Source organism: Streptomyces sp. NBC_01341, from assembly GCF_035946055.1.
Lineage (GTDB): Bacteria > Actinomycetota > Actinomycetes > Streptomycetales > Streptomycetaceae > Streptomyces.
Map to the genome: position 1 here is coordinate 4,802,438 of NZ_CP108364.1, position 25,972 is coordinate 4,828,409.

Annotated in this window: 20 protein-coding genes and 2 pseudogenes; 8 read left to right on the top strand and 14 right to left on the bottom strand. The window is 72.0% G+C overall.

Annotated features, from left to right (window positions below; all coding sequences use genetic code 11):
* Positions 1-23 precede the first annotated feature (23 nt).
* From OG206_RS21225 to OG206_RS21250, 6 genes and pseudogenes are all read right to left on the bottom strand, one after another.
* A complete protein-coding gene (locus OG206_RS21225) occupies positions 24-851 on the bottom strand; it encodes a carbohydrate ABC transporter permease (protein ID WP_327118398.1) in 828 nt (275 codons plus the stop codon).
* Positions 852-865: 14 nt separating this feature from the next.
* Positions 866-1,810, bottom strand: a complete 945-nt coding sequence (locus OG206_RS21230; protein ID WP_327118400.1) for a carbohydrate ABC transporter permease — start codon at positions 1,808-1,810, stop codon at positions 866-868.
* A gap of 31 nt (positions 1,811-1,841) precedes the next feature.
* A complete protein-coding gene (locus tag OG206_RS21235) occupies positions 1,842-3,134 on the bottom strand; it encodes an ABC transporter substrate-binding protein (protein ID WP_327118402.1) in 1,293 nt (430 codons plus the stop codon).
* Between the two features lie 177 nt (positions 3,135-3,311).
* Positions 3,312-3,461 (bottom strand): annotated as a pseudogene (locus OG206_RS21240) (DNA-binding protein); the annotation flags it as partial.
* A 38-nt stretch (positions 3,462-3,499) separates the two neighbouring features.
* A complete protein-coding gene (locus OG206_RS21245; protein ID WP_327118404.1) occupies positions 3,500-3,724 on the bottom strand; it encodes a DUF397 domain-containing protein in 225 nt (74 codons plus the stop codon).
* Positions 3,714-4,508: a helix-turn-helix domain-containing protein gene (locus OG206_RS21250; protein WP_327118406.1), complete on the bottom strand. Its 795-nt coding sequence runs from the start codon at positions 4,506-4,508 to the stop codon at positions 3,714-3,716. The genes OG206_RS21245 and OG206_RS21250 overlap by 11 nt, the downstream gene beginning before the upstream one ends.
* A gap of 347 nt (positions 4,509-4,855) precedes the next feature.
* Here OG206_RS21250 and OG206_RS21255 point away from each other — a divergent pair, with 347 nt between their 5' ends.
* Positions 4,856-5,164, top strand: a complete 309-nt coding sequence (locus tag OG206_RS21255; protein ID WP_327118407.1) for a hypothetical protein — start codon at positions 4,856-4,858, stop codon at positions 5,162-5,164.
* A 14-nt stretch (positions 5,165-5,178) separates the two neighbouring features.
* On the opposite strand, the gene OG206_RS21260 is transcribed toward OG206_RS21255, so the two are convergent.
* On the bottom strand, positions 5,179-5,589 hold the full coding sequence (locus tag OG206_RS21260; RefSeq protein WP_327118408.1) for a RidA family protein: 411 nt from the start codon (positions 5,587-5,589) through the stop codon (positions 5,179-5,181).
* 178 nt (positions 5,590-5,767) lie between these two features.
* Positions 5,768-7,246, bottom strand: coding sequence for a PucR family transcriptional regulator (locus tag OG206_RS21265; protein ID WP_327118410.1), 1,479 nt, complete (start codon positions 7,244-7,246; stop codon positions 5,768-5,770).
* Between the two features lie 133 nt (positions 7,247-7,379).
* On the opposite strand from OG206_RS21265, the gene OG206_RS21270 reads away from it, so the two are divergent.
* From OG206_RS21270 to OG206_RS21280, 3 genes are all read left to right on the top strand, one after another.
* A complete protein-coding gene (locus OG206_RS21270) occupies positions 7,380-8,843 on the top strand; it encodes a sodium:solute symporter (protein WP_327118412.1) in 1,464 nt (487 codons plus the stop codon).
* 141 nt (positions 8,844-8,984) lie between these two features.
* Positions 8,985-9,953, top strand: a complete 969-nt coding sequence (gene speB / locus OG206_RS21275; RefSeq protein WP_327118414.1) for an agmatinase — start codon at positions 8,985-8,987, stop codon at positions 9,951-9,953.
* Positions 9,950-11,632, top strand: a complete 1,683-nt coding sequence (locus tag OG206_RS21280) for a thiamine pyrophosphate-binding protein (RefSeq protein ID WP_327118416.1) — start codon at positions 9,950-9,952, stop codon at positions 11,630-11,632. Before speB ends, OG206_RS21280 begins: the two co-directional genes overlap by 4 nt.
* Positions 11,633-11,690: 58 nt before the next feature.
* Here OG206_RS21280 and OG206_RS21285 read toward each other — a convergent pair whose 3' ends face one another.
* Entirely contained in the window at positions 11,691-12,053 is a 363-nt protein-coding gene (locus tag OG206_RS21285; RefSeq protein WP_327118418.1) for a hypothetical protein, read from the bottom strand.
* Between the two features lie 180 nt (positions 12,054-12,233).
* Between OG206_RS21285 and OG206_RS21290 the strand changes: the two genes are divergently transcribed.
* The 3 genes from OG206_RS21290 (at position 12,234) to OG206_RS21300 (ending at position 18,099) form a co-directional block, all read left to right on the top strand.
* Positions 12,234-15,968 (top strand): ABC transporter ATP-binding protein, encoded by a 3,735-nt coding sequence (locus OG206_RS21290; protein ID WP_327118420.1) that lies wholly within the window; start codon positions 12,234-12,236, stop codon positions 15,966-15,968.
* A 213-nt stretch (positions 15,969-16,181) separates the two neighbouring features.
* Positions 16,182-16,541 carry a hypothetical protein gene (locus tag OG206_RS21295; protein WP_327122351.1) on the top strand — a complete coding sequence of 120 codons (360 nt, stop codon included), beginning with the start codon at positions 16,182-16,184 and terminating at the stop codon, positions 16,539-16,541.
* Positions 16,542-16,617: 76 nt separating this feature from the next.
* Positions 16,618-18,099, top strand: coding sequence for a S28 family serine protease (locus tag OG206_RS21300; RefSeq protein ID WP_327118422.1), 1,482 nt, complete (start codon positions 16,618-16,620; stop codon positions 18,097-18,099).
* Positions 18,100-18,156: 57 nt separating this feature from the next.
* On the opposite strand, the gene OG206_RS21305 is transcribed toward OG206_RS21300, so the two are convergent.
* Positions 18,157-19,995: a glycoside hydrolase family 3 protein gene (locus OG206_RS21305; protein WP_327118424.1), complete on the bottom strand. Its 1,839-nt coding sequence runs from the start codon at positions 19,993-19,995 to the stop codon at positions 18,157-18,159.
* A gap of 274 nt (positions 19,996-20,269) precedes the next feature.
* Between OG206_RS21305 and OG206_RS21310 the strand changes: the two are divergent.
* Positions 20,270-20,416 (top strand): annotated as a pseudogene (locus OG206_RS21310) (EamA family transporter); the annotation flags it as partial.
* Between the two features lies 1 nt (position 20,417).
* Here OG206_RS21310 and OG206_RS21315 read toward each other — a convergent pair.
* The 4 genes from OG206_RS21315 to OG206_RS21330 all read right to left on the bottom strand — a co-directional run bounded on the left by OG206_RS21315 (position 20,418) and on the right by OG206_RS21330 (position 25,897).
* Entirely contained in the window at positions 20,418-21,206 is a 789-nt protein-coding gene (locus OG206_RS21315) for a sugar phosphate isomerase/epimerase family protein (protein ID WP_327118426.1), read from the bottom strand.
* A gap of 109 nt (positions 21,207-21,315) precedes the next feature.
* A complete protein-coding gene (locus OG206_RS21320) occupies positions 21,316-21,891 on the bottom strand; it encodes a GAF domain-containing protein (RefSeq protein WP_327122352.1) in 576 nt (191 codons plus the stop codon).
* 4 nt (positions 21,892-21,895) lie between these two features.
* On the bottom strand, positions 21,896-22,777 hold the full coding sequence (locus OG206_RS21325) for a S8 family peptidase (RefSeq protein WP_327118428.1): 882 nt from the start codon (positions 22,775-22,777) through the stop codon (positions 21,896-21,898).
* 3 nt (positions 22,778-22,780) lie between these two features.
* Complete coding sequence (locus tag OG206_RS21330) at positions 22,781-25,897, bottom strand: AAA family ATPase (protein WP_327118430.1); 3,117 nt, start codon at positions 25,895-25,897, stop codon at positions 22,781-22,783.
* Positions 25,898-25,972 lie beyond the last annotated feature (75 nt).

Sequence of the window (25,972 nt, forward strand, 5' to 3'; positions counted from 1 at the left end):
CGCACGACCCTCCGGACGTCCGTTCACATCTTTACCGCCCCACTGACGAGAGCCTGCTGCATCCGCTTCTGGAGCACGGTGTAGACCACCCAGACCGGGACCAGGGTCAGCACCGTGCCCGCCGTAAGGATGCCGTAGTCCGTGCCCGTCAGGGACTTGAGCGTGGGCAGGGCGACCTGCACGGTCCGCAGGTCCGGATCGGGGCCGATGATGACGAGCGAATAGAGGTACTCGTTCCAGAAGGTCAGGAAGTTCAGCAGCAGGATCGTCGCGATGCCCGGCATGCACATCGGGGCGTAGACGTGCCGCAGGACGGCGAAGGTGGACGCCCCGTCCATCCGCGCCGCTTCCTCCATCTCACGCGGGATGGTCCGCATGAACTGCACCAGGATGACGACGGACAACGGCATCGCCGTCGCCGGCAGGAACAGCACCATGAACGCCCGGGTGTGGAACAGCCCGGTCGCGGCGGACAGCAGGAAGGTGGGGAAGAGGGCGGCGAAGGTGGGGATCAGGAAGCCGAGCGAGAACACCCGCTCCACCAGGGCCCCGAGACGGCCCTCGGCACGCGCGATCGCGAAGGCGGCGGGTATCGCGAGCACCAGGGTCAGCACCAGCGCCAGCACGGTGACGAGCATCGAGTTCAGGACCGCCGGCCCGAGGTGCGCCGAGGAGAACGACTCGGTGAAGTTGCCGGTCGAGAGGGAGGTGGGCAGGGAGAACGGGCTCCCGAAGATCTGGTCGTTCGTCTTGAACGCCGAGACCAGCAGGTAGTAGAGGGGGACGACCAGCAGCACCATGTACAGCCAGGCGAGGATGTGCGCCGGCAGCCAGGACCTTCCGAACTTCATGGGACCTGCTCCGATCAGTAGTTCTGGCGGAAGACGCGACGGATGGTGAGCAGCCCGGCCAGGCCCACCAGGAAGAGGACCACGCCCACGGTCTGGCTGTAGCCGAGGTCGGCCGCGATGAACGCCTTCTGGTAGACGAGGAAGGACAACGTCGTCGACGCGCTTCCGGGGCCGCCCTGGGTGAGCAGCAGCACGTTCTGCGCCGAACCGAAGAGCGTCCAGAGGAACTGGAGCATCGTCACGACCCCGACGAAGTCGCGGATGACGGGGAAGTGGATGCGCCACATGGCGCGCCAGTGACCGGCGCCGTCGAGTTGCGCGGCCTCACCGATCTCGTCCGGCACGCTGCCGAGCCGGGCCGCGAACAGGACGGCGGTGAACCCGACGCCGCTCCACACGTCGAGCAGGATGAGGGAGCCGAGCGCGGTGGAGGGCGAGGCGAGCCAGGCATCGGTCATCGAGCTGAGACCGGCCTTCTCCAGTGCGCCGTTGAGCAGGCCGTCCGGCGACAGGACCGCGTAGAACACCATGGCCTTGGCGGGGGTGGAGATCAGTCCGGGGATGAACAGCAGGTACCGCAGGACCCGGTGGCCCGGCGGTTTCTGGGCGACGTAGTACCCGAGCATGTACGCGCCGACGATCATCAGCGGCACGGCCACGGCGAGTTGTACGGCGGTGTTCCGCACCGCGTCCCAGAAGACCGGGTCGTCCAGGACCGCGCTGATGTTGCCGGTACCGGCGAACGAGACCGGCTGGAGCATGCCCGGCCAGTGCAGGGCCGCGATGACGAAGATGGCGACCAGCGGGCCGACCATGAAGACCAGGTACCAGACCAGCGCGGGCACGGCGAGGATGACCCCGCCCTGCGTACGGCGTTTCGTGGTGGTGGTGGCGGACGGTGAGTGGGCGGCCGGGCCGCGGACCGAGGCGCCGCCCGGGGCGGACGAGAGCATCGTCATAGGAGGACTCGCAGAGGCTCGGGCGCGCGGATCAGGCCGTGCGGTAGGCGGATTCCAGGGCGGAGCGCACGGATGCCGCGCTCGTCCCACGGGTGAAGGCGGTGCTGGTCGCGGTGATCAACGGCTGGGTGGCGGTCGGCGGGACGTACAGGTCGGGCAGCAGCACCTGGCCGACCAGGTCGCCGAGCTGCTGGGCCGCGGCCACCAGCGGGAAGTCCTTGCTGACCGTTTCGGTCACGAGTGCCATGTCCCGGCCGCTCTCGGTGACGAAGCGCGACACGATGTCCGGGCGGTACATGAAGCGGAGGAACTTCTCGACGGAGGAGAGCTTCTTGACACCGTTGGGGCTGACCCAGAAGCCGATGAGGGTGTACGAGCGCAGGATGGTCGGCTTCCCGTGTGCGGCACCGGGCGCGAGCGGCCACCCGCCGACCTCGGTGTGCCCGGCGGCCTTCGCCGGCACCTTCGCCAGCGCGGAGGACATCGCGGACTGGATGGCCGCCGCCTCGGTGTTGTACTGCGTGGTCATCGTGTCGGAGGTCAGCCCCTGCGCCTTGTCGGCGAAGACACCGGCGTCGCGCAGCGACACGAAGTAGTCGATGCCCTCGCGTGCGCCCCGGCTGCCGCTGAAGTCGCCCGTCGTGTAGACCTGCCGCGCCTCGTCGGTGGTGAGGAAGGTCTGGATGATCTGGGCGAGCAGCTTCTGCCCCGTCCAGTCGTTGCCGCCCACGGTGACCGGCGCGATGCCCTTGGCCCGCAGCTTGCGGGCGGCACCGATGAGCTGGTCCCCGGTGGTGGGCACGGCGCCGACGCCGGCCCGGTCGAGCAGGTGGGTGTTGAAGGCGACGGGCCAGTTGGTGGCGAAGTAGGGGAAGGCGCGGAGCCTGCCCTTGTCGTCGGTCCACGCCGTCAGGGCTGCGGGCAGGACGCGCTCGCGCAGCCCCCAGTCGTCGAGGTAGCCCTTGACGTCGACGGTGGCGCCGACGTCGGTCCAGGCGAGCGTCTTGTCGTACAGGTTGACCATGACCACGTCCGGTTCCTTGCGGGCCAGCCGCGAGGTCTCGTACACCTGGGGCAGGTCATCGCCGTTGACGAGGTTCTTGACCCGGAGCCCCGGGTTCTCCTCCTCGAAGGCCTTGACGGCGGCGGTGTAGGTGGGGGAGCCCGGCGCGGTGGTCCCGAGCTGGGTGTGGACGACGAGCGTGCCGGGGTCGGAATCGGCCGAGGCGAGCGTGGAGCAGCCGGACATTGCGGGCAGCGCGGCAGCGGCGGCGAGGCCGGAACCAGCGGCTAGGAAACCGCGCCGACTCAGGGGTGAGCGCACAGCGGGATGTCTCCAACCAGGACGTTGACCAGGGTGGTTAATCGATGTACCAGCGGGTTGCGAGAAACCTAGGGGCGAGGGCGGGAATGGTCAACCCCCGGTTGCGCATGCTGGAGAACCCGGCATTTCGGGCGGGGTGCGCCCGGCGTGTCGGCCTGGTCGGGCGCAGTGACCGCGTCAGACAGTCACGAGGCGTACGCGGTCGCCCCAGAGCTTCGCCATGTCGTCGACGTCCGAGGTCGGCATCACGACGGGGCGCTGCTGTCGCAGAGCCAGACCGGCGACCACCGCGTCGATGGCGTACTTGTGGCCGTGAAGGCCGGTGTTCGGATGGCGACGACCTCGGCCGGGGTGGGGTATGTGGCTCAGCAGGAGAGGCGGCCCGTCTTGACGGCGGCGACGAATGACGACCAGCCTGCGGGCTGTATCACCAGGGCAGGGCCCTGGGGGGACTTGGAGTCGCGGACGGGGATGCCGGAGGGGTGGCCGTCCAGGACCTCGACGCAGCTGCCTGACTCCGGACCGCTGTGCGTCGACCTGCGCCATCCGTGCATCACGGAGGCGTCCGGGATCGTGCGTTCAGTCCTCATAGCCATAGTCCTTAGCCGCCGCTCGCAACATGGCGAGCGACTCTCTCTGTGGAAGTGCGTCGCTCAGTGCGAGAGCGTAGATGTCCTGCAACCGGGCGACAACGGCCGGAGATTCGTGGATCTTCCCCGTGGACAGCCCCTCGCTGTACGCGACGGGCGGCTGATCCTCGAAGAACATGAGCGAGACCATTCCCTGGCTGATGGGGTGGATGCCGACACCCAGTGGCAGGACGTGTACGCGCACCCGGCCGCACTCTCCCAGCCGGACCACGTGCATGATCTGTTCGGCCATGATCTCCGGGCTGCCGGCCGGGCGTCTCAGGGTGGCCTCGTCGAGTAGCGCCCAGACCACCGGCGTCACCGTGTCGGTGAGGATCTTCGCCCGTTCCAGGCGTGTGACAACGTGCCTGTCACATTCCGCTTCACTCCTGGGAGGGAACGCGGCGCTGAGAACTGCCCGGGCGTAGCGTTCCGTCTGCAGGATGCCGGGCATGAACGTCAGGGCGTATTCGCGGATCATCGTTGCCTGGCGTTCGAGCTGCCGGGCTGTCTCGAAGTAGTCGGCGATCGTGCCGTCGTCCTCCGGCAGGAAGCTGCTCAGCACGTTCCCCGTGTTCAGAGCCTTGTCGAGGCGTCGCGCGTCCTCCTTCGACGGAGCGCGCCGCCCCGCCTCGATGTGCGCGATGTGCGAACGGGTCATGACGGCCGCGTCGGCCAACTCCTGCTGCGTCAGTCCTGCGGCCACGCGTTGTTCCTTGAACCAGTCCCCATAGCTGTTACTCAACGTCGACTCCCATGTGACGAAGCATTTGTCACCAACGACCCCCTGGCGAGCCTAGGCCGAGTCGTCCCACTCTGTGAGTGGATCGCTACTCAGCGACACATGCACGAGGTCCGCGCTCAGCCGACGACCTCGGGTACTGCCCCCGCATACAACGGAGTTGACGACGTGCTGCACTGCACCATCCGCATCCTTGAGGCGCTGCTGCGCCGCCTTCGGCCGGTGCCGCCGTTCCCAGAGCTCCGGCTGTCTGCCCCCGAGCACGAATCGTTGCCGGAGCGGCCTCTCTGGCTCGCGATGTACGGAATCGACATCAGGCCCTGCCCGGGGTGCGGCATGGGACGGATCGTATGACCGGTCGGACACCTGACACTGCACGACTGCTGCCGTGGGCCGGCCCGGAGGGCAAGCCCTGCTATGTCCTCGGTGACGGCACGGGATACGTCTCCCGGGTCGCGGACGACATGGAGGGGGTTCAGCTCGCCATGGCGGCCGAACTGCTCGACCACGCCGCCGACATGCTCGACGACCGGCAGGTGACTACACCGCAACTGCGGTACGTCGTAGCGCGCTTGGCCGAGTCGCTGGGTGACGTCCACCGGATCGCCAGGAGCCGAGGTGAACGCCTCGCGGCCCTGGGTCCCGGCCCCGATGTCTGAGCGGGCGACAGCCGTCAGGCGTCGAGCACCGCTGCGACCGCTTCGATCTCCACGAGCTGGTCGTGGTACCCGAGGACCGTCACGCCCAGCAGTGTGCTGGGGGCGTCGTGGTCGCCGAAGCCGGCCCGGACGACGTCCCAGGCGGTCACCAGGTCCTTCTGCCGTGAGGAGGCGACGAGCACCCGCGTATTGATGACGTCCTCCAGTGAGGCGCCCGCGTCGGCGAGGGCGGTGCGCATGTTCTCGAACGCTTTCGCCGCCTGGCCCGCGTAGTCGCCCACCGCCACCGTCGAACCGTCGTCGTCCAGCGGGCAGGCACCGGCGAGGAAGATCAGCCGCGCGTCGGCGGGTGCGGTCGCGGCGTAGGCGTAATCGGCCACATCGGACAGGGCGGCGGACCGGATGAGCGTGACCGTACGGGGCATGGGGTTCACGTCCTTCGAAGGGGGCGGCGGAAAGAGTCCATCCTCACAGGCCCCGGCCCGTCCCCGCCTCGTCTTTTACGCCCTGTCGACCGGGGCGTGGGGCATCTCGCTGCTGGACCCGTACTCCGACAGGACCGGGCGGGCGCAAGCGATGTACAGCACGTCCGCCCCGCGCTGCCTACGCGTACGACCGCAGCGCGAACCACAGCTCCGTCCGCACGTCCATGTCGTCCAGGTCCATGTCCAGCAGCGCCGCGCACCGCGCGATGCGCTGGCGGACCGTGTTGCGGTGGACCTTGAGCGCCACCGCCGTGCGGTCCCAGCTGCCGTGGAGGCTCAGCCAGCAGCGCAGCGTCTCGGCCAGGGGTTCGGTGAGCGGGGCCAGCAGGGCGCGGGCGTGGGCCTCGGCGCGGTCGGCCGGGACGAGGCCGGCCAGGCCCCCCGCGTCGGGCCGGTGGGTGCTGAGAGGGGCGCGGGTCGCCTCGGCGTGGCCCAGGGCTCGGGACGCCTGGGTGTCGGCGTCGGGCAGGGCGCTGACCGGAGCGGGGCCGGATACGCCGAGAGTCCAGCCCGGCTGCGGGCCCACCGGCTCGTGGTGGCCGGGGAGCAGCACCCGTACGGTCTCCCGGTCCACGTCCGACAGCGCGGAGCCCAGTGCCGCGCCCAGGGCCCCGGCGTTCAGCGCGTCGGGCGGGGTGCGGTCGGCGCGGCGGGCGTGGACCACCGTCCAGGAGTCCCCCTCGCCCAGCAGCGGCGCGACGTCCTGCGGGGCCGCGCCCAGGAGGAGGCGTACGAGCGCCGCCGAACGGCCCGCCGAGTCGGCGCCCTGGTGCGGGGCGGTGAGCAGGGACAGCAGCACGACGGCGATCCCCGCGACGGTGTGGTCACCCGCGTCGCGACGGGGCGTCGCCACGGCGAGGGCCATTCCCTGGGCGCCGCCGAGCGCGTACGCGAAGAGGTGGGTGCCGCTCCGGGTGTCGGTCGCGGACGCGGGACTCGGCTTCCGGCCGGGGGCGGCCGGCATCCCGGGCAGGGGCGCGGGGGCCACCACCCGGGCCAGCCGGGCCAGTGCCGTGCGCACGTCCGGTGGTGTGCGCCCGCCCGCCGCGTGCAGCACCTCGCCGTCCGCCGCGAGGAGCGCGACCCGTCCGTCCAGCTGCACGGCGAGCTGCCGGAGCACGGCGGGCACCGGATCCGGGCGGGCCGCTGCCGTCGCCAGTGCCTGCTGGGCCCGGGTCACCCGGCGCAGCTCACGGTGCCGCGCCTCGGCCATGAGGCGCCACACCGCGCGGGCGATCGCGGTGAAGCGGGTCTCGCGGGGCACCTCCACCAGCGGCAGGCCGTGCCGCTCGCAGGCCTCCACCAGGGCGTCCGGAACCGTGTCGTACACCGGTGCCACCCCGAAGCCCAGCGCCGCCGCCCCCGCCTGGACGAGCCGGGCCACATAGGTGTCCGCGTCGGTGAGCAGGACGCCGGCCGTCAGCAGCAGTTCGCCGCCGAGCAGATAGGGATACGGGTCGGCCATCTCCGAGGTGTGCACCCACAGCAGGTCGGCGTGCTCCGGACCGGCGATCCGGCGCAGGCCCAGTTCGTCCCTGGCCAGCAGTTCGGCCAGCGGGATCGGGAGGGCGGGCGGTCCGGCGGGGGAGTCCGGCATGGATGGTCCATCCACTCGGTGCGACCAGGATGGAGGAAACGTACACTTCAGCGTCGGCTTTCGGCCACCTAGCGTCTTCCTGACCACACGACTCAGAGCGGATCCAGAGCGCAATCGAGACGGAGGAAGGCCCATGGCTGTCGACTACGCGGTGATCGTCGTCTATCTGGCCGGCATGCTCGCCATGGGCTGGTGGGGCATGCGCCGCGCCAAGTCCAAGAGCGAGTTCCTCGTCGCCGGACGGAGGCTCGGTCCCTGGATGTACTCCGGGACCATGGCCGCGATCGTCCTCGGCGGTGCCTCGACGATCGGCGGCGTGGGCCTCGGCTACCAGTACGGCCTCTCCGGTGCCTGGATGGTCTTCACCATCGGCCTCGGGCTGCTCGCCCTGTCCGTCTTCTTCTCGGCCCGCATCGCCCGGCTGAAGGTCTACACCGTCTCCGAGATGCTCGACCTGCGCTACGGCGGCCGGGCCGGAGTCATATCCGGCGTCGTGATGTGGGCGTACACGCTGATGCTCGCGGTCACGTCGACCATCGCCTACGCCACCATCTTCGACGTCCTGTTCGACGTGAACCGCACTGTCGCGATCATCCTCGGCGGCGCCATCGTCGTCGCGTACTCGACGCTCGGCGGCATGTGGTCGATCACGATCACCGACATGGTGCAGTTCGTCGTCAAGACGATCGGCGTCCTGCTCCTGCTCCTGCCGATCGCCGTCGTCAAGGCGGGCGGCTTCAGCGAGATGAAGGCGAAGCTCCCGACGGAGTACTTCGACCCGCTGGGCATCGGCGGCGAGACGATCTTCACGTACGTCCTGATCTACACCTTCGGCATGCTCATCGGCCAGGACATCTGGCAGCGCGTGTTCACCGCCCGCAGCGACAGCACGGCGCGCTGGGGCGGCACCGTCGCCGGTACGTACTGTCTGGTGTACGCCGTCGCCGGAGCCGTCATCGGGACCGCCGCCAAGGTGATGTACCCGAAGCTGCCCAGCGCCGACGCCGCCTTCGCGACGATCGTGAAGGACGAACTGCCGGTCGGCGTACGCGGACTGGTGCTGGCCGCCGCACTCGCGGCCGTCATGTCCACCTCCTCCGGCGCGCTCATCGCCTGCGCGACCGTGGCCAACAACGACATCTGGTCGCGGCTGAGGGGCGCCGTCGCCAGGGAGGGCGGCGAGGAGCGGGACGAGGTGAAGGGCAACCGGGCGTTCATCCTCATCATGGGTGTGGCCGTCATCGTGATCGCCATCGCGCTCAACAACGTCGTCGAGGCCCTGACCGTCGCCTACAACCTGCTGGTCGGCGGGCTGCTGGTGCCGATCCTGGGCGGTCTGCTGTGGCGGCGCGGTACGGCCGCGGGCGCGCTGGCCGCCGTGGCCGTCGGCGGGACGGCCGTGGTCGGGCTGATGGCGGGCTACGGGATCCTCGCCAACGAGCCGGTCTACTACGGGCTGATCGCGTCGCTCGCCGTGTACGTCGTCGTCTCGCTGGCGACGAAGCCGACCGACGCGGCCGTGCTGACCGCCTGGCGCGAACGGCTGGCCGGCCGGGACGCCGAGGAGCCGGCTCCCCAGGACCCGGTCACCGTCTGACCCGCGGCCCCGGCCCCCGATCCGGCCGGACCGGGGGCCGGGGCGGCCACCGGACCGGACCACGGCCCGGTCTCCTGACACACTGATTACCGTATGAACGCCCACAAGGCGTGCATGGCCCAACGAAAGGCACCCGCACCCATGAGCAGCAACGAAGCGCCGCGCGGTCCCGTCGACTCCTCCCGCGTCCCGCGGTACGCCGGACCCGCGACGTTCGCCCGGCTGCCGCGGCTCGACGAGGTCGGCACCGCCGATGTCGCCGTCGTCGGCGTGCCTTTCGACAGCGGCGTCTCCTACCGGCCCGGCGCCCGCTTCGGCGGCAACGCCATCCGCGAGGCCTCGCGCCTCCTGCGCCCCTACAACCCCGCGCAGGACGCCTCCCCCTTCGCGCTGGCCCAGGTGGCCGACGCGGGTGACATCGCCGCGAACCCCTTCAACATCAACGAGGCCGTCGAGACCGTCGAGGCGGCGGCCGACGACCTGCTCTCCACCGGCGCCCGGCTGATGACGCTCGGCGGCGACCACACCATCGCGCTGCCCCTGCTGCGCTCCGTCGCCAAGAAGCACGGGCCCGTCGCCCTGCTCCACTTCGACGCGCACCTGGACACCTGGGACACCTACTTCGGCGCGGAGTACACCCACGGCACCCCGTTCCGCCGGGCCGTCGAGGAGGGCATCCTCGACACGGAGGCGCTGTCCCACGTCGGCACGCGCGGCCCGCTGTACGGCAAGCAGGACCTCACCGACGACGCCAAGATGGGCTTCGGCATCGTGACCTCCGCCGACGTCATGCGACGCGGCGTCGACGAGATCGCCGACCAGCTGCGGCAGCGCATCGGCGACCGGCCGCTCTACATCTCCATCGACATCGACGTGCTCGACCCGGCGCACGCCCCCGGCACCGGCACCCCCGAGGCGGGCGGCCTCACCTCGCGCGAGCTCCTGGAGATCCTGCGCGGGCTGTCCTCCTGCCACCTCGTCTCGGCCGACCTGGTCGAGGTCGCCCCGGCGTACGACCACGCGGAGATCACGTCCGTCGCCGCCTCCCACACGGCGTACGAGCTGACGACGATCATGGCCCGGCAGATCGCGGAAGGCCGCACCAAGTGAGCCACGACCACGACGACCGGCCGCAGCTCACCGCCGCACAGGCCGTGGCGGCCCTGAACCCGCCGCCCGGCCGCAACGGCGGCGACCTGGTGGTCGAGACCCTCCAGGGACTCGGCGCCACCACCGTCTTCGGGCTGCCCGGCCAGCACGCGCTCGGCATGTTCGACGCGCTGCGCCGGTCCTCGCTCTCGTACGTCGGGCTGCGCGTGGAGAACAACGCGGGCTTCGCCGCCGACGCCTACGGCCGGATCACCGGCGAGGTCGCACCCCTGCTGCTCTCCACCGGCCCCGGCGCGCTGACCTCGCTGGCCGCGCTCCAGGAGGCCGCCGCGGCCTCGGCCCCCGTGCTGGCGATCTCCAGCCAGATCCCGACCGCCGGGCTCGGCGGCGGACGTCACGGCTACCTGCACGAACTCCGCGACCAGCAGGCGTCCTTCCGCGGTGTCGTGAAGTCCGTGCACACCGTGCGCACGGCGTCGCAGATCCCCTCCGCGATCGCAGCCGCCTGGGAGTCCGCGCTGACCGCCCCGCACGGGCCGGTCTGGGTCGAGATCCCGCAGGACGTGCTGCTCGCCGCGACGGTCCTGCCCGTCGTCAGCGCGATCGACGCCACCCCGCGCGAGCTCTACCCGCGCCCCGAGCTGACCGTCGCGGCCGCCCACCTGCTGTCGAACGCCGAACGCCCGGCGATCATCGCCGGCGGCGGGGTCGTCCGCTCGGACGCGGCGGGCAAGCTGCTCGCGCTCGCGGAGAAGATCGACGCCCCCGTCGTCACCACCTTCGGCGGCAAGGGCGCCTTCCCGTGGGAGCACCCGCTCTCGCTCCAGTCCTGGCTGGAGGACCGCTACACCACGGACTTCCTGGAGTCCGCCGACGTGCTGCTGGTCGTCGGTTCCGGACTCGGTGAGCTGTCCTCCAACTACCACACGTTCGCCCCGCGCGGCCGGGTGATCCAGATCGAGGCCGACGCCGGGAAGCTGGAGTCCAACCACCCCGCGCTCGGCATCCACTCCGACGCCCGGGAGGCGCTGGCCGACCTCCTGGACGCGGTGGAGCCCCGCCGGGACGAGAGTGCGGCCGAGCGCGTGAGAGCGCTGCTCGGCAAGGTCCACGACCGCATCGCGGCGCAGGACCTCACCCTGGAACAGCGGGTGCTCGACTCCGTGCGCGAGGCGCTGCCCGACACCTCGCCCAGCTTCTGGGACATGACGATCCTGGCCTACTGGGCCTGGTCCGCCTTCGACGCCCGCCACCCGAACACCATGCACTCGGCGCAGGGCGCGGGCGGCCTCGGCTACGGCTTCCCGGCCGCGATCGGCGCAGCCGCCGCCGACCGGACCAGGCCGGTTCTCGCGGTCTCCGGCGACGGCGGCGCGATGTACTCGATCGCCGAACTCGCCACCGCGCGGCAGTACGACCTGCCCGTCACCTGGCTGATCGTCGACGACGGGGGCTACGGCATCCTGCGCGAGTACATGACGGGCGCCTTCGGCGAGGCCACGGCGACCGAGCTCTCCCGCCCGGACTTCGTCGCCCTCGCCGAGTCCTTCGGGGTGCCCGCCGTCCGCACGACCCCGGAGTCCCTGGCCGCCGACCTCGGCAAGGCACTGGCGGCCCCCGGCCCGTCCGTGGTGGTGCTCCCCGCCCTGCTGAGGATGTTCGAGCCGACGCACCTGTAGCGGGACCCGTGCGGCCGGGGCCCGGGCGGACAGTCCCGGGCTCGGCCGCACCCCCGCTTCACCGGGACTTCTCGATCTCCGCCTTCTGGACGGCGACGCCCTCGTGGAAGCGCTCCTGCAGCGCGCTGTCGCGCAGGGAGCCGGGCAGGTCACGCCCCGAGGGCAGCAGATCCGGGAGGGACCTGAACACCGCGGCCGCGTGGCCTCCCCTGTTGCCGGCGGTCGCCATGTGCAGGTACTTCCCCGCCAGGTGAAGGTGCACGGTCAGATGCTTCGACGGCTCCAGGAGCAGCTTCCTCTGCACCTCGGACCTGCTGAGCGAGTGATGATCACCCTCGGCGAGCCGTCCCAGCTCCGCCAGCGCCGCGTACAGCCGGCCGCAGAGGTAGGCATCGGTCTTCTGGTCGTTCGCCATCGTCATTCCCCGTTCCGTGATCGCGTCGTCCGCGCGCCCATCCCTACCCCGGTCGTCCCAGGACCACCCGGGCTGTGTCCCGGACCATGAGCCGGGAATTGTTGCGGAAGGATGAAATCCGCAGCTGGCGGCGTTGGGGAGTTCTGGTAGATCAGGCAAGGCAGCGGGGCGACACAGGAGGTACGGGTGGCAGGCACGGAGGAACAGGGGTGGGGCCGGAGGCTGACCGGGTACGCCTGGCGCTACCGGCGCAACGTGGTGCTCGCTCTCGGATCCTCCCTCGCAGGCATGGGGGTGCTCGCCCTCGTCCCCCTGGTCACCAAGGTGATCATCGACGACGTGGTCGCCGGCAGCACGGGCTCGATCGGTCTCTGGACGGGCCTGCTCATCGGCGCGGCCGTCCTCGTCTACATCACCACCTTCGTCCGCAGGTACTACGGCGGCCGGCTCGCCCTGGACGTCCAGCACGACCTGCGGACCGAGATGTACGAAACCCTCACCCGACTCGACGGGAAGCGGCAGGACGAGATCTCCACCGGGCAGATCGTGGGGCGTGCCACCAGTGACCTGCAGCTGATCCAGGGCCTCCTCTTCATGCTCCCGATGACCATCGGGAACATCCTCCTCTTCCTGCTCTCCCTGGCGATCATGGCGTGGCTCTCGCTTCCCCTGACCCTCATCGCCCTCGCCGTGGCCCCCGCCCTGTGGTTCATCGCCCGTCGCTCCAAGGCCCGACTCTTCCCCGCCACCTGGTACGCCCAGAGCCAGGCCGCCGCCGTCGCGGGCGTGGTCGACGGGGCCGTCACCGGGGTCCGGGTCGTCAAGGGGTTCGGGCAGGAGGAGCAGGAGACCGGCAAGCTCCGCGAGGTGAGCCGCAGGCTCTTCGCGGGCCGTCTGCGCACCATCCGGCTGAACTCCCGCTACACCCCCGCGCTCCAGGCCGTTCCCGCCCTCGGTCAGGTCGCGATGCTGGCGCTCGGCGGCTGGCTCGCCACCAGGGGTGAGATCACCCTGGGCACGTTCGTCGCCTTCTCCACCTACCTCGCGCAGCTCGTCGGCCCGGTCCGGCTGCTCGCCGTGGTCCTCACCGTCGGTCAGCAGGCCCGGGCCGGCGCAGAGCGCGTACTGGAACTGATCGACACCGAGCCCTCCATGCGGGACGGCGGCAAGGAACTCCCGGCAGACGCCCCCGCGGGCGTGGAGTTCGACGACGTCCGCTTCGGCTACCAGGACGACCGTCCGGTGCTCGACGGCTTCTCGCTCACGATCGAGCCCGGTGAGACCGTCGCCGTCGTCGGTGCGTCCGGCAGCGGCAAGTCCACCCTCTCGCTCCTGCTGCCGCGCTTCTACGACGTGTCGCACGGAGCCGTCCTGGTCGGCGGCCACGACGTCCGCGAGCTGACCCAGAAGTCGCTGCGCGCCGCCATCGGGCTCGTCCCCGAGGAAAGCCTCCTCTTCTCGGACTCGGTCGGCGCCAACATCGCCTTCGGACACCCGGGGGCCACCCAGGAGGAGATCGAGAGGGCCGCGCGTGCAGCGCAGGCACACGGCTTCATCACCGAGCTGCCCCAGGGCTACGACACCAAGGTCGGCGAGCACGGGCTCACCCTGTCGGGCGGCCAGCGCCAGCGTGTCGCGCTCGCGCGGGCCATCCTCACCGACCCCCGCCTGCTGCTCCTGGACGACGCCACCTCCGCGGTCGACGCCCGCGTCGAGCACGAGATCCACGAGGCCCTCGCGGAGGTCATGCGGGGCCGTACCACCCTGCTGATAGCCCACCGGCGATCCACCCTCGGCCTCGCCGACCGCATCGCCGTGCTCGACCGGGGGCGGCTCGCCGACATCGGCACGCACGCGGAGCTGGAACGCCGCTCCGCGCTCTACCGGCGGCTGCTCACCGACCCGGACGAGCTGGGCGGCGCCTCCCCGGGACACCGGCCCGCCGTGGCCGCGCCGGCCGAGGACGACCGCGCCCTGCAGGACGAGTTCGACAGCGAATTCGACGTCGACCAGGGCATCACCCCCGCCCTGTGGATCCGGCAGGAGGAGCAGCGCGAGACGGCGGCCGCTGCTGCGGGCATGCCCGCCTCGCCCGAGCTCCTCGCCCAGGTCGAGGCGCTGCCCCCGGCCACCGACCTCCCCGCCGTCGACGAGGCGAGCGCGGTGCGCCCCGAGAAGTCGTACGGCCTGCGCAGGCTGCTGCACGGCTTCGGGCTGCCCCTGATGGTGAGCCTGGGACTGGTCGCCGTCGACGCGGGCATGGGCCTGCTCCTGCCGGTGCTGATCCGGCACGGCATCGACGACGGCGTGACCAAGATGGCGCTCGGCGCGGTGTGGGTGGCGGCGGCGCTCGGCCTGCTCGCCGTGACCGTGCAATGGGCGGCCCAGATCGGTGAGACCCGGATGACGGGCCGGACCGGCGAACGCGTGCTGTACTCCCTGCGCCTCAAGATCTTCGCGCAGCTCCAGCGGCTCGGCCTCGACTACTACGAGCGCGAGCTGACCGGCCGGATCATGACCAGGATGACCACGGACGTGGACGCCCTGTCCACGTTCCTGCAGACCGGGGTGGTCACCGCCTTCGTCTCGCTCGTCACCTTCTTCGGCATCACGGTCGTGCTGCTCGTCCTGGACATCCAGCTCGCGCTGGTCGTCTTCGCGACGCTGCCGGTGCTGATCGTCGCCACGTACGTCTTCCGCCGTAAGAGCGTCAGGGCCTACGAGCTCGCCCGTGAGCGCATCAGCGTCGTCAACGCCGACCTCCAGGAGACCGTCGCCGGGCTGCGGATCGTGCAGGCCTTCCGGCGTGAGGCGGACGGCGCCGAGCGGTTCGCGCGGCGCAGCGAGCACTACCGCGAGGCCAGGGTGCGCGGACAGTGGCTGATCTCCGTCTACTTCCCGTTCGTGCAACTGCTGGCCTCGGTCGCGGCGGCCGCCGTACTGATGGTCGGCGCGCACCGTGTCGACAACGGCACGCTGACCGCCGGTGCGCTGGTCGCCTACCTCCTCTACATCGACCTGTTCTTCGCCCCCGTCCAGCAGTTGTCCCAGGTCTTCGACGGCTACCAGCAGGCCAGCGTCTCCCTCGGCCGGATCCAGGAACTCCTGCGGGAGCCGACGTCCACGGCCGACCACGAGCAGGCCCTGGACGTGACGTCGCTGCGCGGCGAGATCGCGTTCGAGGACGTGTCGTTCGCGTACGCCGGTGACGAGGAGGCCCTCACCGATGTCGCCCTGCGGATCCCGGCCGGCCAGACGGTCGCGTTCGTCGGTGAGACGGGCGCCGGCAAGTCCACGCTGGTCAAGCTCGTCGCCCGGTTCTACGACCCCACCAGCGGGCGGGTCACGGCGGACGGCACGGACCTGCGGCGGCTCGACCGGACGGCGTACCGGCACCGGCTCGGAGTCGTGCCCCAGGAGGCCTACCTCTTCGAGGGGACGGTGCGTGACGCCATCGCGTACGGCCTCCCCGACGCGACCGACGCGCGGGTCGAGGCGGCGGCCAGGGCGGTGGGCGCGCACGACATGATCGCCACCCTGGACGGCGGCTACCTGCACGAGGTCGCCGAGCGGGGCCGCAACCTCTCGGCGGGCCAGCGCCAGCTCATCGCCCTGGCCAGGGCCGAACTCGTCGACCCCGACATCCTGCTGCTCGACGAGGCGACCGCCTCGCTCGACCTCGCCAGCGAGGCCCAGGTGAACCAGGCCACCGACCGGCTGGCCGGCCGCCGCACCACGCTGGTGGTCGCGCACCGGCTGACCACCGCCGCCCGTGCGGACCGGGTCGTGGTGATGGACCGGGGACGGGTCGCCGAGGACGGCACCCACGACGAACTGCTGGCCCTGGACGGCACGTACGCCCGGCTGTGGCGCACCTTCATAGGGGAGGACATAGGGGAGGACACCCCGGCCGGGGTGTGAGGTCCGCCGGACGGCTCGTGCTTCCGGGACGTCCCGGAGCGCACTCGCCGTCCGTCCCGCCGTACCGGAACCCGATGGCCCTCCCCGTGCGTCGTACACCCGTACGTACGTGTGTCGGGTGATGGTCGGTGTGTTCGAGAGGACGAGCGTGTGGATGCGAGGGACGGCGCGGTGAGGCAGCCGGTGTCGCCGGGACGGACGGGGCGAGCGGCGATGCTCGTCCTGCCTCTGCTGGGGTCACTCGGCCTGGCGCTCGGCCCTGCCGGAGCAGCTCCGGTTGAGGCGGCGTCGGGCTGTTCCGGGCGGCTGGCCAAGACGGTCAAGTTCGCCACCGGCTCGCTGCGCGTCTACGAGAGCCGCTCCTACGCGTGCGCCGTGGCCGTGGCCGGGAAGCCGGGAGCGCGCCGGACGATGCGGGTGTCGCTGCAGCCCCGAGGGGGCCGGGCCGTGGTCGACAGCGGCCGGTTCACCACGAGGGCGGGTCCGGTCACGGTGCACGCGCTGAACCGCTGCGTGCGGGCCTCCGGTTCCGTCGCGGGTTCCTCCGCCTCCACCGGCTGGATCCTCTGCTGACGGACAACCGGGGCTGGCGTGACAGGTGTTCCCCGGCTAGGTTCACGGCGTCTGTCGTGAATCAAGGGGAGGGTGCATGCGCAAGGCGCTCAGAGGCATTCTGTCGCTCGCGGTGCTCATAGGCACAGTGAGTGCGACCGGTGCCTCGGCCGGTGCGGCCACCGCCGCGGAACCGGCCGCGAAGCAGAGCAACGGCTCCAGCAGCAGCGAGAGCAGCAACGAGGACATCAAGGACCGCATCCTGGCCATCCCGGGGATGAGCCTGATCGAGGAGAAGCCGTATCCCGGCTACCGCTTCTTCGTCCTGAACTACACCCAGCCGGTCGACCACAAGCACCCGTCCAAGGGCACCTTCCAGCAACGCATCACCCTGCTGCACAAGGACACGACCCGGCCGACGGTCTTCTTCACCAGCGGCTACAACGTCTCGACCAACCCGAGCCGCAGCGAGCCGACCCAGATCATCGACGGCAACCAGGTGTCCCTCGAATACCGGTTCTTCACCCCGTCCCGTCCGGCCCCCGCCGACTGGTCGAAGCTCGACATCTGGCAGGCCGCCAGCGACCAGCACCGCGTCTTCAGCGCGCTGAAGAAGATCTACTCCAAGAACTGGCTGACCACGGGCGGCTCCAAGGGCGGCATGACCGCCACCTACTTCGAGCGCTTCTACCCGAAGGACATGGACGGCGTCGTCGCCTACGTCGCCCCCAACGACGTGGTCAACGACGAGGACTCGGCCTACGACCGGTTCTTCGCCCGGGTCGGGACCAAGGAGTGCCGCGACCGGCTGGCCGGCGTCCAGCGCGAGGCCCTCGTCCGGCGCGAGCCGCTGGAGAAGAAGTTCGCGGCCTACGCCGACGGGAACAGCCTGACGTTCAACACCGTCGGCACGCTCGACAAGGCGTACGAAGCCGTCGTCATGGACTACGTCTGGGCGTTCTGGCAGTACAGCCTGCTCGCCGACTGCGAGACCGTCCCGGCCGACGCGAAGAACGCCACCGACCAGGAGATCTGGGACTCCGTCGACGGCATCTCGGGATTCTCCGCCTACGCCGACCAGGGCCTGGAGACCTACACGCCGTACTACTACCAGGCCGGCACCCAGCTCGGCTCGCCCGACATCGAGCAGCCCTGGCTCGGCAACCTGAGCCGCTACGGCTACCAGCCGCCGCGCTCCTTCGTGCCGCGCTCCATCCCCATGAAGTTCAAGCCCGCCGCCATGCGGGACGTGGACAGCTGGGTCAGGAACAACGCCCGTCACATGCTGTACGTCTACGGCGAGAACGACCCGTGGGGCGCCGAGCCCTTCCGGCTCGGCCGGGGCGCCCGTGACAGCTACGTCTACACGGTGCCCGGAGGCAACCACGGCTCGAAGGTCGCCGGGCTCGTCGCCGACGAGAAGGCGAAGGCCACCGCCGCCGTCCTGCGCTGGGCGGGGGTCGCGCCGGCGGCCGTCCAGGCCGACCCGGCGAAGGCGAAGCCCCTCGCGAAGTTCGACTCCCGGCTGGACGAGCGGGACGCCGAACTCCAGCGGGACCAGGGGACGCTGCGCCCGTAACGCACGAAGGGGGCGGGCCCGCCGGGTGTGGTTCCTACCCGGTGGGCCCACCCCGACTCAGGACCTGTACGACAGCCCGTAGCCGACCGGGTACAGCGTCTGTGCGGGCGCGTCCGCACGCTGCACCGGGACCGGGAGCCGCCCGCCCGGCTCGGCCCGGCCCGCGATCACCCGTGCGGCGGCCCGCAGTTCGACGTCCGTCCACGAGTAGGCGGCGAGGCTCGCCGCATACCCCGTGCCCGCCAGCTGGGCGATGTCGTAGGGGTTCCGGATCGCGAGTGTGATCACCGGGACGCCGGTCGCCACCAGCGCGCGGACCAGAGTGCGCTGAGAACTCGTCGCCGACACGTTGTACGTGCCCACGACCACCGCGTCCTTGCCCGTGGCGGCGGCCACCGCCTCGTCGATCTTCGCCTGGGTGGGAGCGGTGCCGGTCGAGAGCGCCGTCGCCGTGTACCCCAGTTCCCCGAATGCCGTGGCGAGTGTCGTGGTCGGAGGGCCCGTCGTCCCGGACGGTGAGGCCGGATCCGCCCCCACCACCAGGATGTTCCGGTGGGAGCGGCGGGACAGCGGCAGCAGCGAACCGTCGTTCGCGAGCAGCGTGGTCGTCCGTTCCGCGATCCGGTCGGCCGCGGCGAGGTGCGACCTCACTCCGACCGTGCGGTCGACCCCCCGGTGGGTGACGTAGGGGTCGCGGAACAGGCCGAGCCTTGTCTTCAGCCGCAGGATGCGCAGGATCGATTCCTCGATGCGCGCCTCGCTGATCTCGCCGCTCTTCACGGCGTTCAGCACCGCGTTCCAGGCGACCTTCAGGTCCGGCGGGTTGAGCAACTGGTCGACACCGGCCAGCAGCGCCAGGACGGGGACGCGCTCGTCGCCGTACTTCGTGCGGACGCCCTCCATGCCCAGGGCGTCGGTGACCACGACCCCGTCGTAACCGAGTTCCTCACGCAGGATGCCGGTGAGGATCGGGCGGGACAGCGTCGCCGGGTCCTCGGACGGGTCGAGGGCCGGCACCACGATGTGCGCCGTCATGATCGAGTCGATGCCGGCGGCCACCGCGGCGCGGAACGGCGGGGCGTCCAGCTCCGCCCACTGCTCCCGTGTGTGGGTGATGACGGGGAGGCCGGTGTGACTGTCGGTGCTGGTGTCGCCGTGACCGGGGAAGTGCTTCGCCGTCGAGGCGATCCCGGCGCCTTGATAACCCTTCACCTGGGCGGCCACCATGGCGGCCACGGACTCGGGATCGGAGCCGAAGGAGCGCACCCCGATGACCGGGTTGGCGGGGTTCACGTTGACGTCCGCGTCCGGCGCGTAGTTCTGGTTGATGCCCATCGCCGCCAGTTCGGCCCCGGCGATCAGGCCCGCCCTCCGCGCGTCGGAAGGCGAACCGCCGGCGCCCAGCGCCATGGCACCGGGCAGCAGCGTCGCCGGCTCCCCGACGCGGCACACGATGCCGTGCTCCTGGTCCGTGGAGACGAGGAGCGGCAGCGGGACGCGTCCGGCGAGCCCCGCGCGCTGGATGCCGTTGGAGAGGTCCGCGATCTGGTGCGGGTCGCGGGTGTTGTGCGCCCAGGCGAAGTAGATGATCCCGCCGACGTGGTACGTCGAGATCAGCTCGGCGGCCGTGCGGACCCCGATCTCCTTCATGTTGGCGTCGACGTCCGCCTGGTCCGGCGCGGTGGCGGAGTGGCCGTACACCCGCATCACGAAGAGCTGGCCGACCTTCTCCTCCAGGCTCATCCGGGCGATGAGCCGCTTGAGGTGCCTGTCGGAGGCCGCGCCGGACGCGGATGCCTGGGCGCTGCCGGGAACGGCTGCCACTCCGGTCACGGCGGCCACGGCCGTGGCCGCCGTCGCGGTGAGGAGGGTACGCCTGGAGGTGCGGTAGTGCACGTGAGCCCCTTCCGGTACTGAAAGAAACTTCCAAGAAGTACGGATATATGGAAAGTAACTACCAGTCAAGGGGGCGGCCCGAGAAAGCGCCGGGCGCACGGAGGGGGTGGCGGCGTGGTGAGGCCCGTCCGCGACGTCCGTGCCGGCGCCACGGGTCCGGGGCCCGGCCCGCCGTCAGGACAGTCCTGCGCCCGCCCGCGCCCCCGCAGTGCGGACATCGCGGCGACGACCGCCGGGCGCCGCGCCGTCTCTGTACGCCACAGTGCGTACAGCCGCCTGGGGCTTCCTGCTCCGCCGCCATCCCGCCTCGTCCGTGGCCCCGTTCACCCTGCTGGTAGGCGGGGTGGCGCTCACCTCGCTAGCCCGGCCCCGCGCCTCCGCCGCCCCACCGCCGGCGGAGGCCGAAGGGGTACGCGTCTGAGCTACTGCTTCGGTGAGCCGAGCCGCAGGATGTGCTCACGTCCTGCGGTCAGCAGCTCCGGCAGGTCGGCAGCCCCGGGGTACCAGCGCTTCTCGTACTCCCAGCAGACCCAGCTGTCCGGGTCCAGCGTGTCCAGGCACGCCTTCAGGGGCAGCACCCCGGTGCCGAGTGCGAGCGGCGTGGTGTCCTCGGCCGACGCGATGTCCTTGAACTGGACGTACCCCAGGTGCGGCGCCAGCACGGCATGGCTCGCGGCCGGCTCCTCGCCCGCCAGCCAGGTGTGCATGACGTCCCAAATCGCGCCGATCTGCCCGTGCCCGACGGTCCCCACCACGCGGGCCACGTCGGCCCCGGCGCGGTGCGAGTCGTGGGTCTCCAGCAGGATGCGCACACCCAGGTCCGCGGCCTGCGGGGCAGCGGCGCCCAGCCGGCGGGCGGCGACGGCGTCGGCCTCGGCGGGGTCCTGGTCCCCGCCTCCCGGGAACACCCGGACATACGGCGCCCCGAGGTCGTGGGCCAGCTGCACCAGTCCGGCGAGCTCCGCGAGCACCGGCTCGTCGTCACCCGCTGCGGCGACCTTCGCATACCCGGCGACGTTGAGGATCTCGACGCCTCCGCGCTTGAACTCGTCCGCTACTGCTGCCCGTTCGGCCGGGCCGAGGCCGGGGTGCACCGGCTCCTCCGGGTGGGCGCGCAGTTCGACCCCCTGGTAGCCGTGCCCGGACGCGAGCCGCACCACGTCCGCGACGGGCATGCCCGGTACTCCGAGGGTCGAGAAAGCGAGCTTCACGATCGGTGTCCTTCCGCTGGGAGCCTGCGCGGGAACGGCCCGGCACTCACCCGGCTCCTGCCCCCCGGAACCGGCCGTCACTCCCGCGCGGCGCCCAGCGTACGGCCCCTCAGCCCGTGCCCCGCAGCAGTCGCTCCAGGCTGCCCAGCAACTGAAGCGCGTCCTCGCGCCGTTCGCCCTCCAGCACCCGCCCGCCGACGGCCGTCGTGTGCGGGGCGAGCACCCGCAGCGCCGCCGCCGCCTGCCGGGCGAACATCGCCAGCAGGTCCAGTTCACGGACACCCGACCGTGCCTGGGGGGAGGGGTCCAGCACCTCCAGCACCCCGAGGACGCGTGACTCGCTGATCAGCGGGGCGGCCATCAACGCGTCCGGGACGTATGCGGTGGACTCCGCCAGCGAGCGGTCGAACGACGTGTTCCGGCTCAGGTCGTCCACCACCATCGGCTCACCCGAGGTCGCCACCCAGCCGGCGATGCCGCGACCCGCGGGGAACCTGCGCCCCACCAGGAACGCCTCACCCTCGCCGGAGACCGCCTGGAAGACCAGTTCGTCCGCCTCCTCGTCCAGCAGGCAGACGGAGCTGGCGGCCGCACCGAAGATCGCCCGCGCCACGTCGACGACCGACTGGAGCAGCTCGTGCCGGGCGGCGTCGCCCGGGGCGGGGAAGGACGGGGAGGTGAGCATGGCGTCAGTTCTCGGAGTCGTCACGGGTGTCTCCTGCCGCTGTGGAAGGACGCGGGTCCGCGTGCACATTGGCCGCGGAGAGGTAGAGGGCGTTCTTGAGCTGGAAAGCCGTCATCCGGGGATGCCCGGAGAGGACGCGGGCGCAGAGACCCGCGACGTACGGGGTGGCGAAGCTGTTCCCGGTGGTGCGGATCGTCCGGCCGCCCAGCCACGGAACGGACACGTTCTGTCCCGGCCCGAAGAACTCCACCGGGGGGTCCGGGTTGTAGAGGTGCAGCTCGTCGTCCTCCTGGTGGCTGCCCACCGAGATCACCGAGGCGAACCGCCAGGGGAAGCTCTCCACAGGGGTGTTGTGCGCCGAGGCGACGATCACCGTGCGGCCGAAGTAGGCACGGTCGGCGAGGCCGTGCAGCTCGGGGGCGAACCGGGCGCGGGTGGTCGACAGACTCAGGTTCACCACGTCGAAGCGCTGCTCCACGGCCCAGCGGAGCCCGGCCATCAGCACCTCGCCGGTGCCGGAGAACCGCTCGCCCAGCACCCGGACGCTGTGGATCTCGCAGTCGGGCGCGGTGCGGCGGATGATCCCCGCGCACGCCGTGCCGTGTCCGCAGGTGTCGCCGGTGGCGCTCGGCTCGACCGTGACCGCCCCGCTCTCCGGGTCCTTGACCACCACCCAGGAACTCTCCACCCGGCCCACCAGCGGATGGTCGAGCTCCACACCGGAGTCCACCACGCAGACCCGCACCCCCCGCCCGGTGGCCTGCCGCGCGGGCAGACCGCCCGGCGGCCCCTCGTCCGCGGGGACGGGTACGTCATCGGGGCCGCGTCCGCGCAGGCTCCAGGTGAGTCCCTGCCCCGGGACCGTGCCTGTTCCGACGGTTCCCATCGGTCAGCTCCTCTCCGTCGTGGTGACCATGGCCTCGTCCGGCACACAGCCGGCGGCCCGGCGGGCCCCCGGCAGATGCCCCTTGCTCACGAAGTGCTCCCGGGCCGCCCGCGCCGAGACCAGCGCGGGGGCCCGCCGCCCCAGCGCGAACAGGGTGCGGGCCCGGTCCAGTTCGGCCGTCGCCCGGACCAGCGGGGAGTCCGTGAGCAGCGACGCCCGCACGGCCCGGTCCGCGTGACCGGCAGCCTCCGCCGGCCGCCCGGCCGCGGCGGCCAGCCGGCCCCGGAGTCCGTTCAGGTCGACGGCGTCGGCGGGGCTCAGCTCCGACGCCTCCCCCATGCCCGCGATCCATCCGGCCGCCCGCCCGGGCCGGCCCTCGTCCAGCTCGATCCGGGCCGCGTCCAGTGCCACGGTGGTCCGCAGCCCCGCCGCGTCGGCGCGCCGGGCCGCCTCGTCGGCCCCGGCCAGCAGCTCCAGCGCCGACCCGGCGTGTCCGAGCAGTGCCTCGACGGCGGCCCGGAACACGGGCAGGAACACCTCGGCCTCGGCGAACCGCAGTTTCCCGGCCAGCTCCTGGGCCTCGGCGAGGCAGGCGTGCGCCTCGCGGGGCCGGTCCTGGAGCGCGTACAGCACCGCCAGGGGGCAGTTCAGGGTGAGCCTGACCGTCGGGCGGCCCTCCCCGTGTGCGTCCAGCAGACCGAGGCAGCGGGCCACGGCCTCGGGGGCGGGCACCGGACCGCGCCACAGGGAGATGCCGATGGCCCCGAGCGCCCCGGCCCGTTCCGGTTCCGCCCCGGCCAGGACCGCCTGCTCCAGGGCACACGCCTGGTCACGTGCCGCCTCCTCGTGCCGGCCCGCCTGCTGGAGGTGCTGGGCGAGCCTCAGATGGGACCTGGCCCGGCCGACCGCGTCTCCCGCCGCCTCGAAGACCGGCAGCACCGCCCGTGCCGTCGCCGTGAGCCCGGGGCCGGGACCCGAGGGGTCCAGCACCGCGAGCGCCAGCCTGGCGTGCGCGGACTCCACCGACGCCGACTCCAGCCCGGCCACACGGCGCAGCAGTCGCGCCCCGCTCGCGGTCCTCCCCAGCGCCACCCGGACCTCGCCGAGCCTGCGGACCGAGCCCGCGTCGTCCGGATCCAGCTCGACCGCCCGCTCCAGCAGGTCGTCCGCCCAGGCGAGGTCCGACCGGGACGCCGCCTGGGCCCCGGCGCGGCCCAGCGCGGCGGCGGCACGGCCGCGCAGCCGCCCGGTCCGGTCGTCGAGCAGCCCGAGCTCCGTCCGGTAGCGGCATGCGCGTTCGAGATGGCCGCCGACGGCGCCGTCACCGGCCCGCAGCACCGCGGGCAGTTCGGCCGCCCAGGCATGACGGTCGGCCTTGGCGCGCTTGGACAACGACGCGTACGTCACCTCGTGCACCAGCCCGCTGCTGAACCGGTACGCCGCCGGCTCCGACCCCGTCCCCGGCTCCACCAGCCGGCGCCCGGTCAGCGCCACCAGCACCTCCTCGATGAGCGCCAGCCGGTGCGCCCGGTCGGCGGAGGAGACGTTCACCGCCGCGGGCCCCCGCAGTTCTGCCAGCCGTGCGGACGTCTCCAGCAGCAGCAGTTCCGCCGAGGTGAACTCGCGGCCGATCACGGCGGCGAGGCCGACCATGGTCCGCTCGGTCCGGGCCAGTGCCCCGATCCGGGCGCCCAGCAGAGCCTGGAGCGTGGGAGGCAGCCCGGACCCGGTTGCGTCCGCCCGGCCGCCGACCAGGAGCTGTTCGAGGTAGAGCGGATTGCCCCCGGCGCGGGACAGGAGCCGCTCGTCCACCGGCCCCGCACCCCCGTCGAGCCGCGCCAGCAGGCCCGCGAGCCGCACACTCTCCTCGCGGGGCAGTCCTGTGAGCTGGAGGCAGTCCGCGGGGTCCGCCGTCCCGTCCGGCCGGCCCGCACAGACGATCAGCACACCTGCGGGTCCCGAGCCGTCCGCCAGCCGCTCCACGGCGCGCGTCAGCAGGGGCGCCGCCTCATGCGTGTCGTCGAGCACCAGCACGAAGGGCCGCTCCCGGGCAGCACGGCCCAGCACCGTCGCCAGCGCGGCGCACATGTCCTCGAACGGGGCGTTGGGCGTACCGTCCCGCAGCAGGCCCGCGGACAGCAGGGCCATCGCGTCGTCGGCCGCCGTAGCCTCCTGGCGGACGAGGCCCGGCAGGGCGCGCAGGGCGTCGGCGAGGGGGGTGAGCGTGCCCTGGTCCCCGTGTCCGCGGCACCGGCCGGCGCCGTAGGAGAGGACCCCCGAAGCGGACCGCCGGGCCAGCCACTCCCGGATCAGCCGGGTCTTGCCGATGCCGGGCTCGCCGACGACGCGCAGCAGCCCGGCCCGCCCCGCGCGAACGGTGTCCGACAGGGCGGCGTCCAGGGCGTCCCGCTCGGTGCGGCGCCCGACGAAGGGCACGTCGAAACGGCGCAGCAGCTCCGGATCGTCCGCCCCCAGGGCCAGCAGCCGGTAGGCCTCCACACTGTCCTGCTTGCCCTTCAGCCGGAGCGGCCCGGTGGGCTCGGCGGAGACCGTGGGCCCGGCGGCGAGCAGCGTGTCCGGACCGAGGAGGATCTCGCCGGCCCCGGCGTTCTGTTCCAGGCGCGCGGCGATGTTCACGGTCTCACCGGACACCAGCGCCTGACGGGCCGACGCGTCGCCGCCGGCCACCACCTGGCCTGTGTTGACACCGATCCGGGTGGCGAGCGTGATGCCCAGGGTGGCGTGCAGCTCCTCGTTGAGCGCGGCCAGGGCGTCCCGCATGCCCAGAGCGGCGGCCAGCGCCCTCCGGGCGTCGTCCTCCCGCACCACCGGCACACCGAACACCGCCATCACCGCGTCGCCGATGAACTTCTCCGGCGTGCCGCCCCGGGCCACGATCTCCGCGCTCATCGCCTCGAAGTACCGCAGTGTCACCGTGCGCAGGGTTTCGGGGTCCAGCACCCCCGACAGTGCGGTGGAGCCGACGAGATCGCAGAACAGCACCGTGACCGGCTTGCGTTCGTCCTCCCCGGGCGGGGCGGCGACGGCGCACGGCGTCCCGCAGGACGAGCAGAACCTGGCGTCCTCCGGCAGGTCCTGGCGGCACGTGGTGCAGTTCATGACGTTCCCTTCTCTCCGGGGGTGGGGCCGCACTGCAGCCGGGAGGGCGGGGCCGGCGCACCGGCCCCGCCCCCG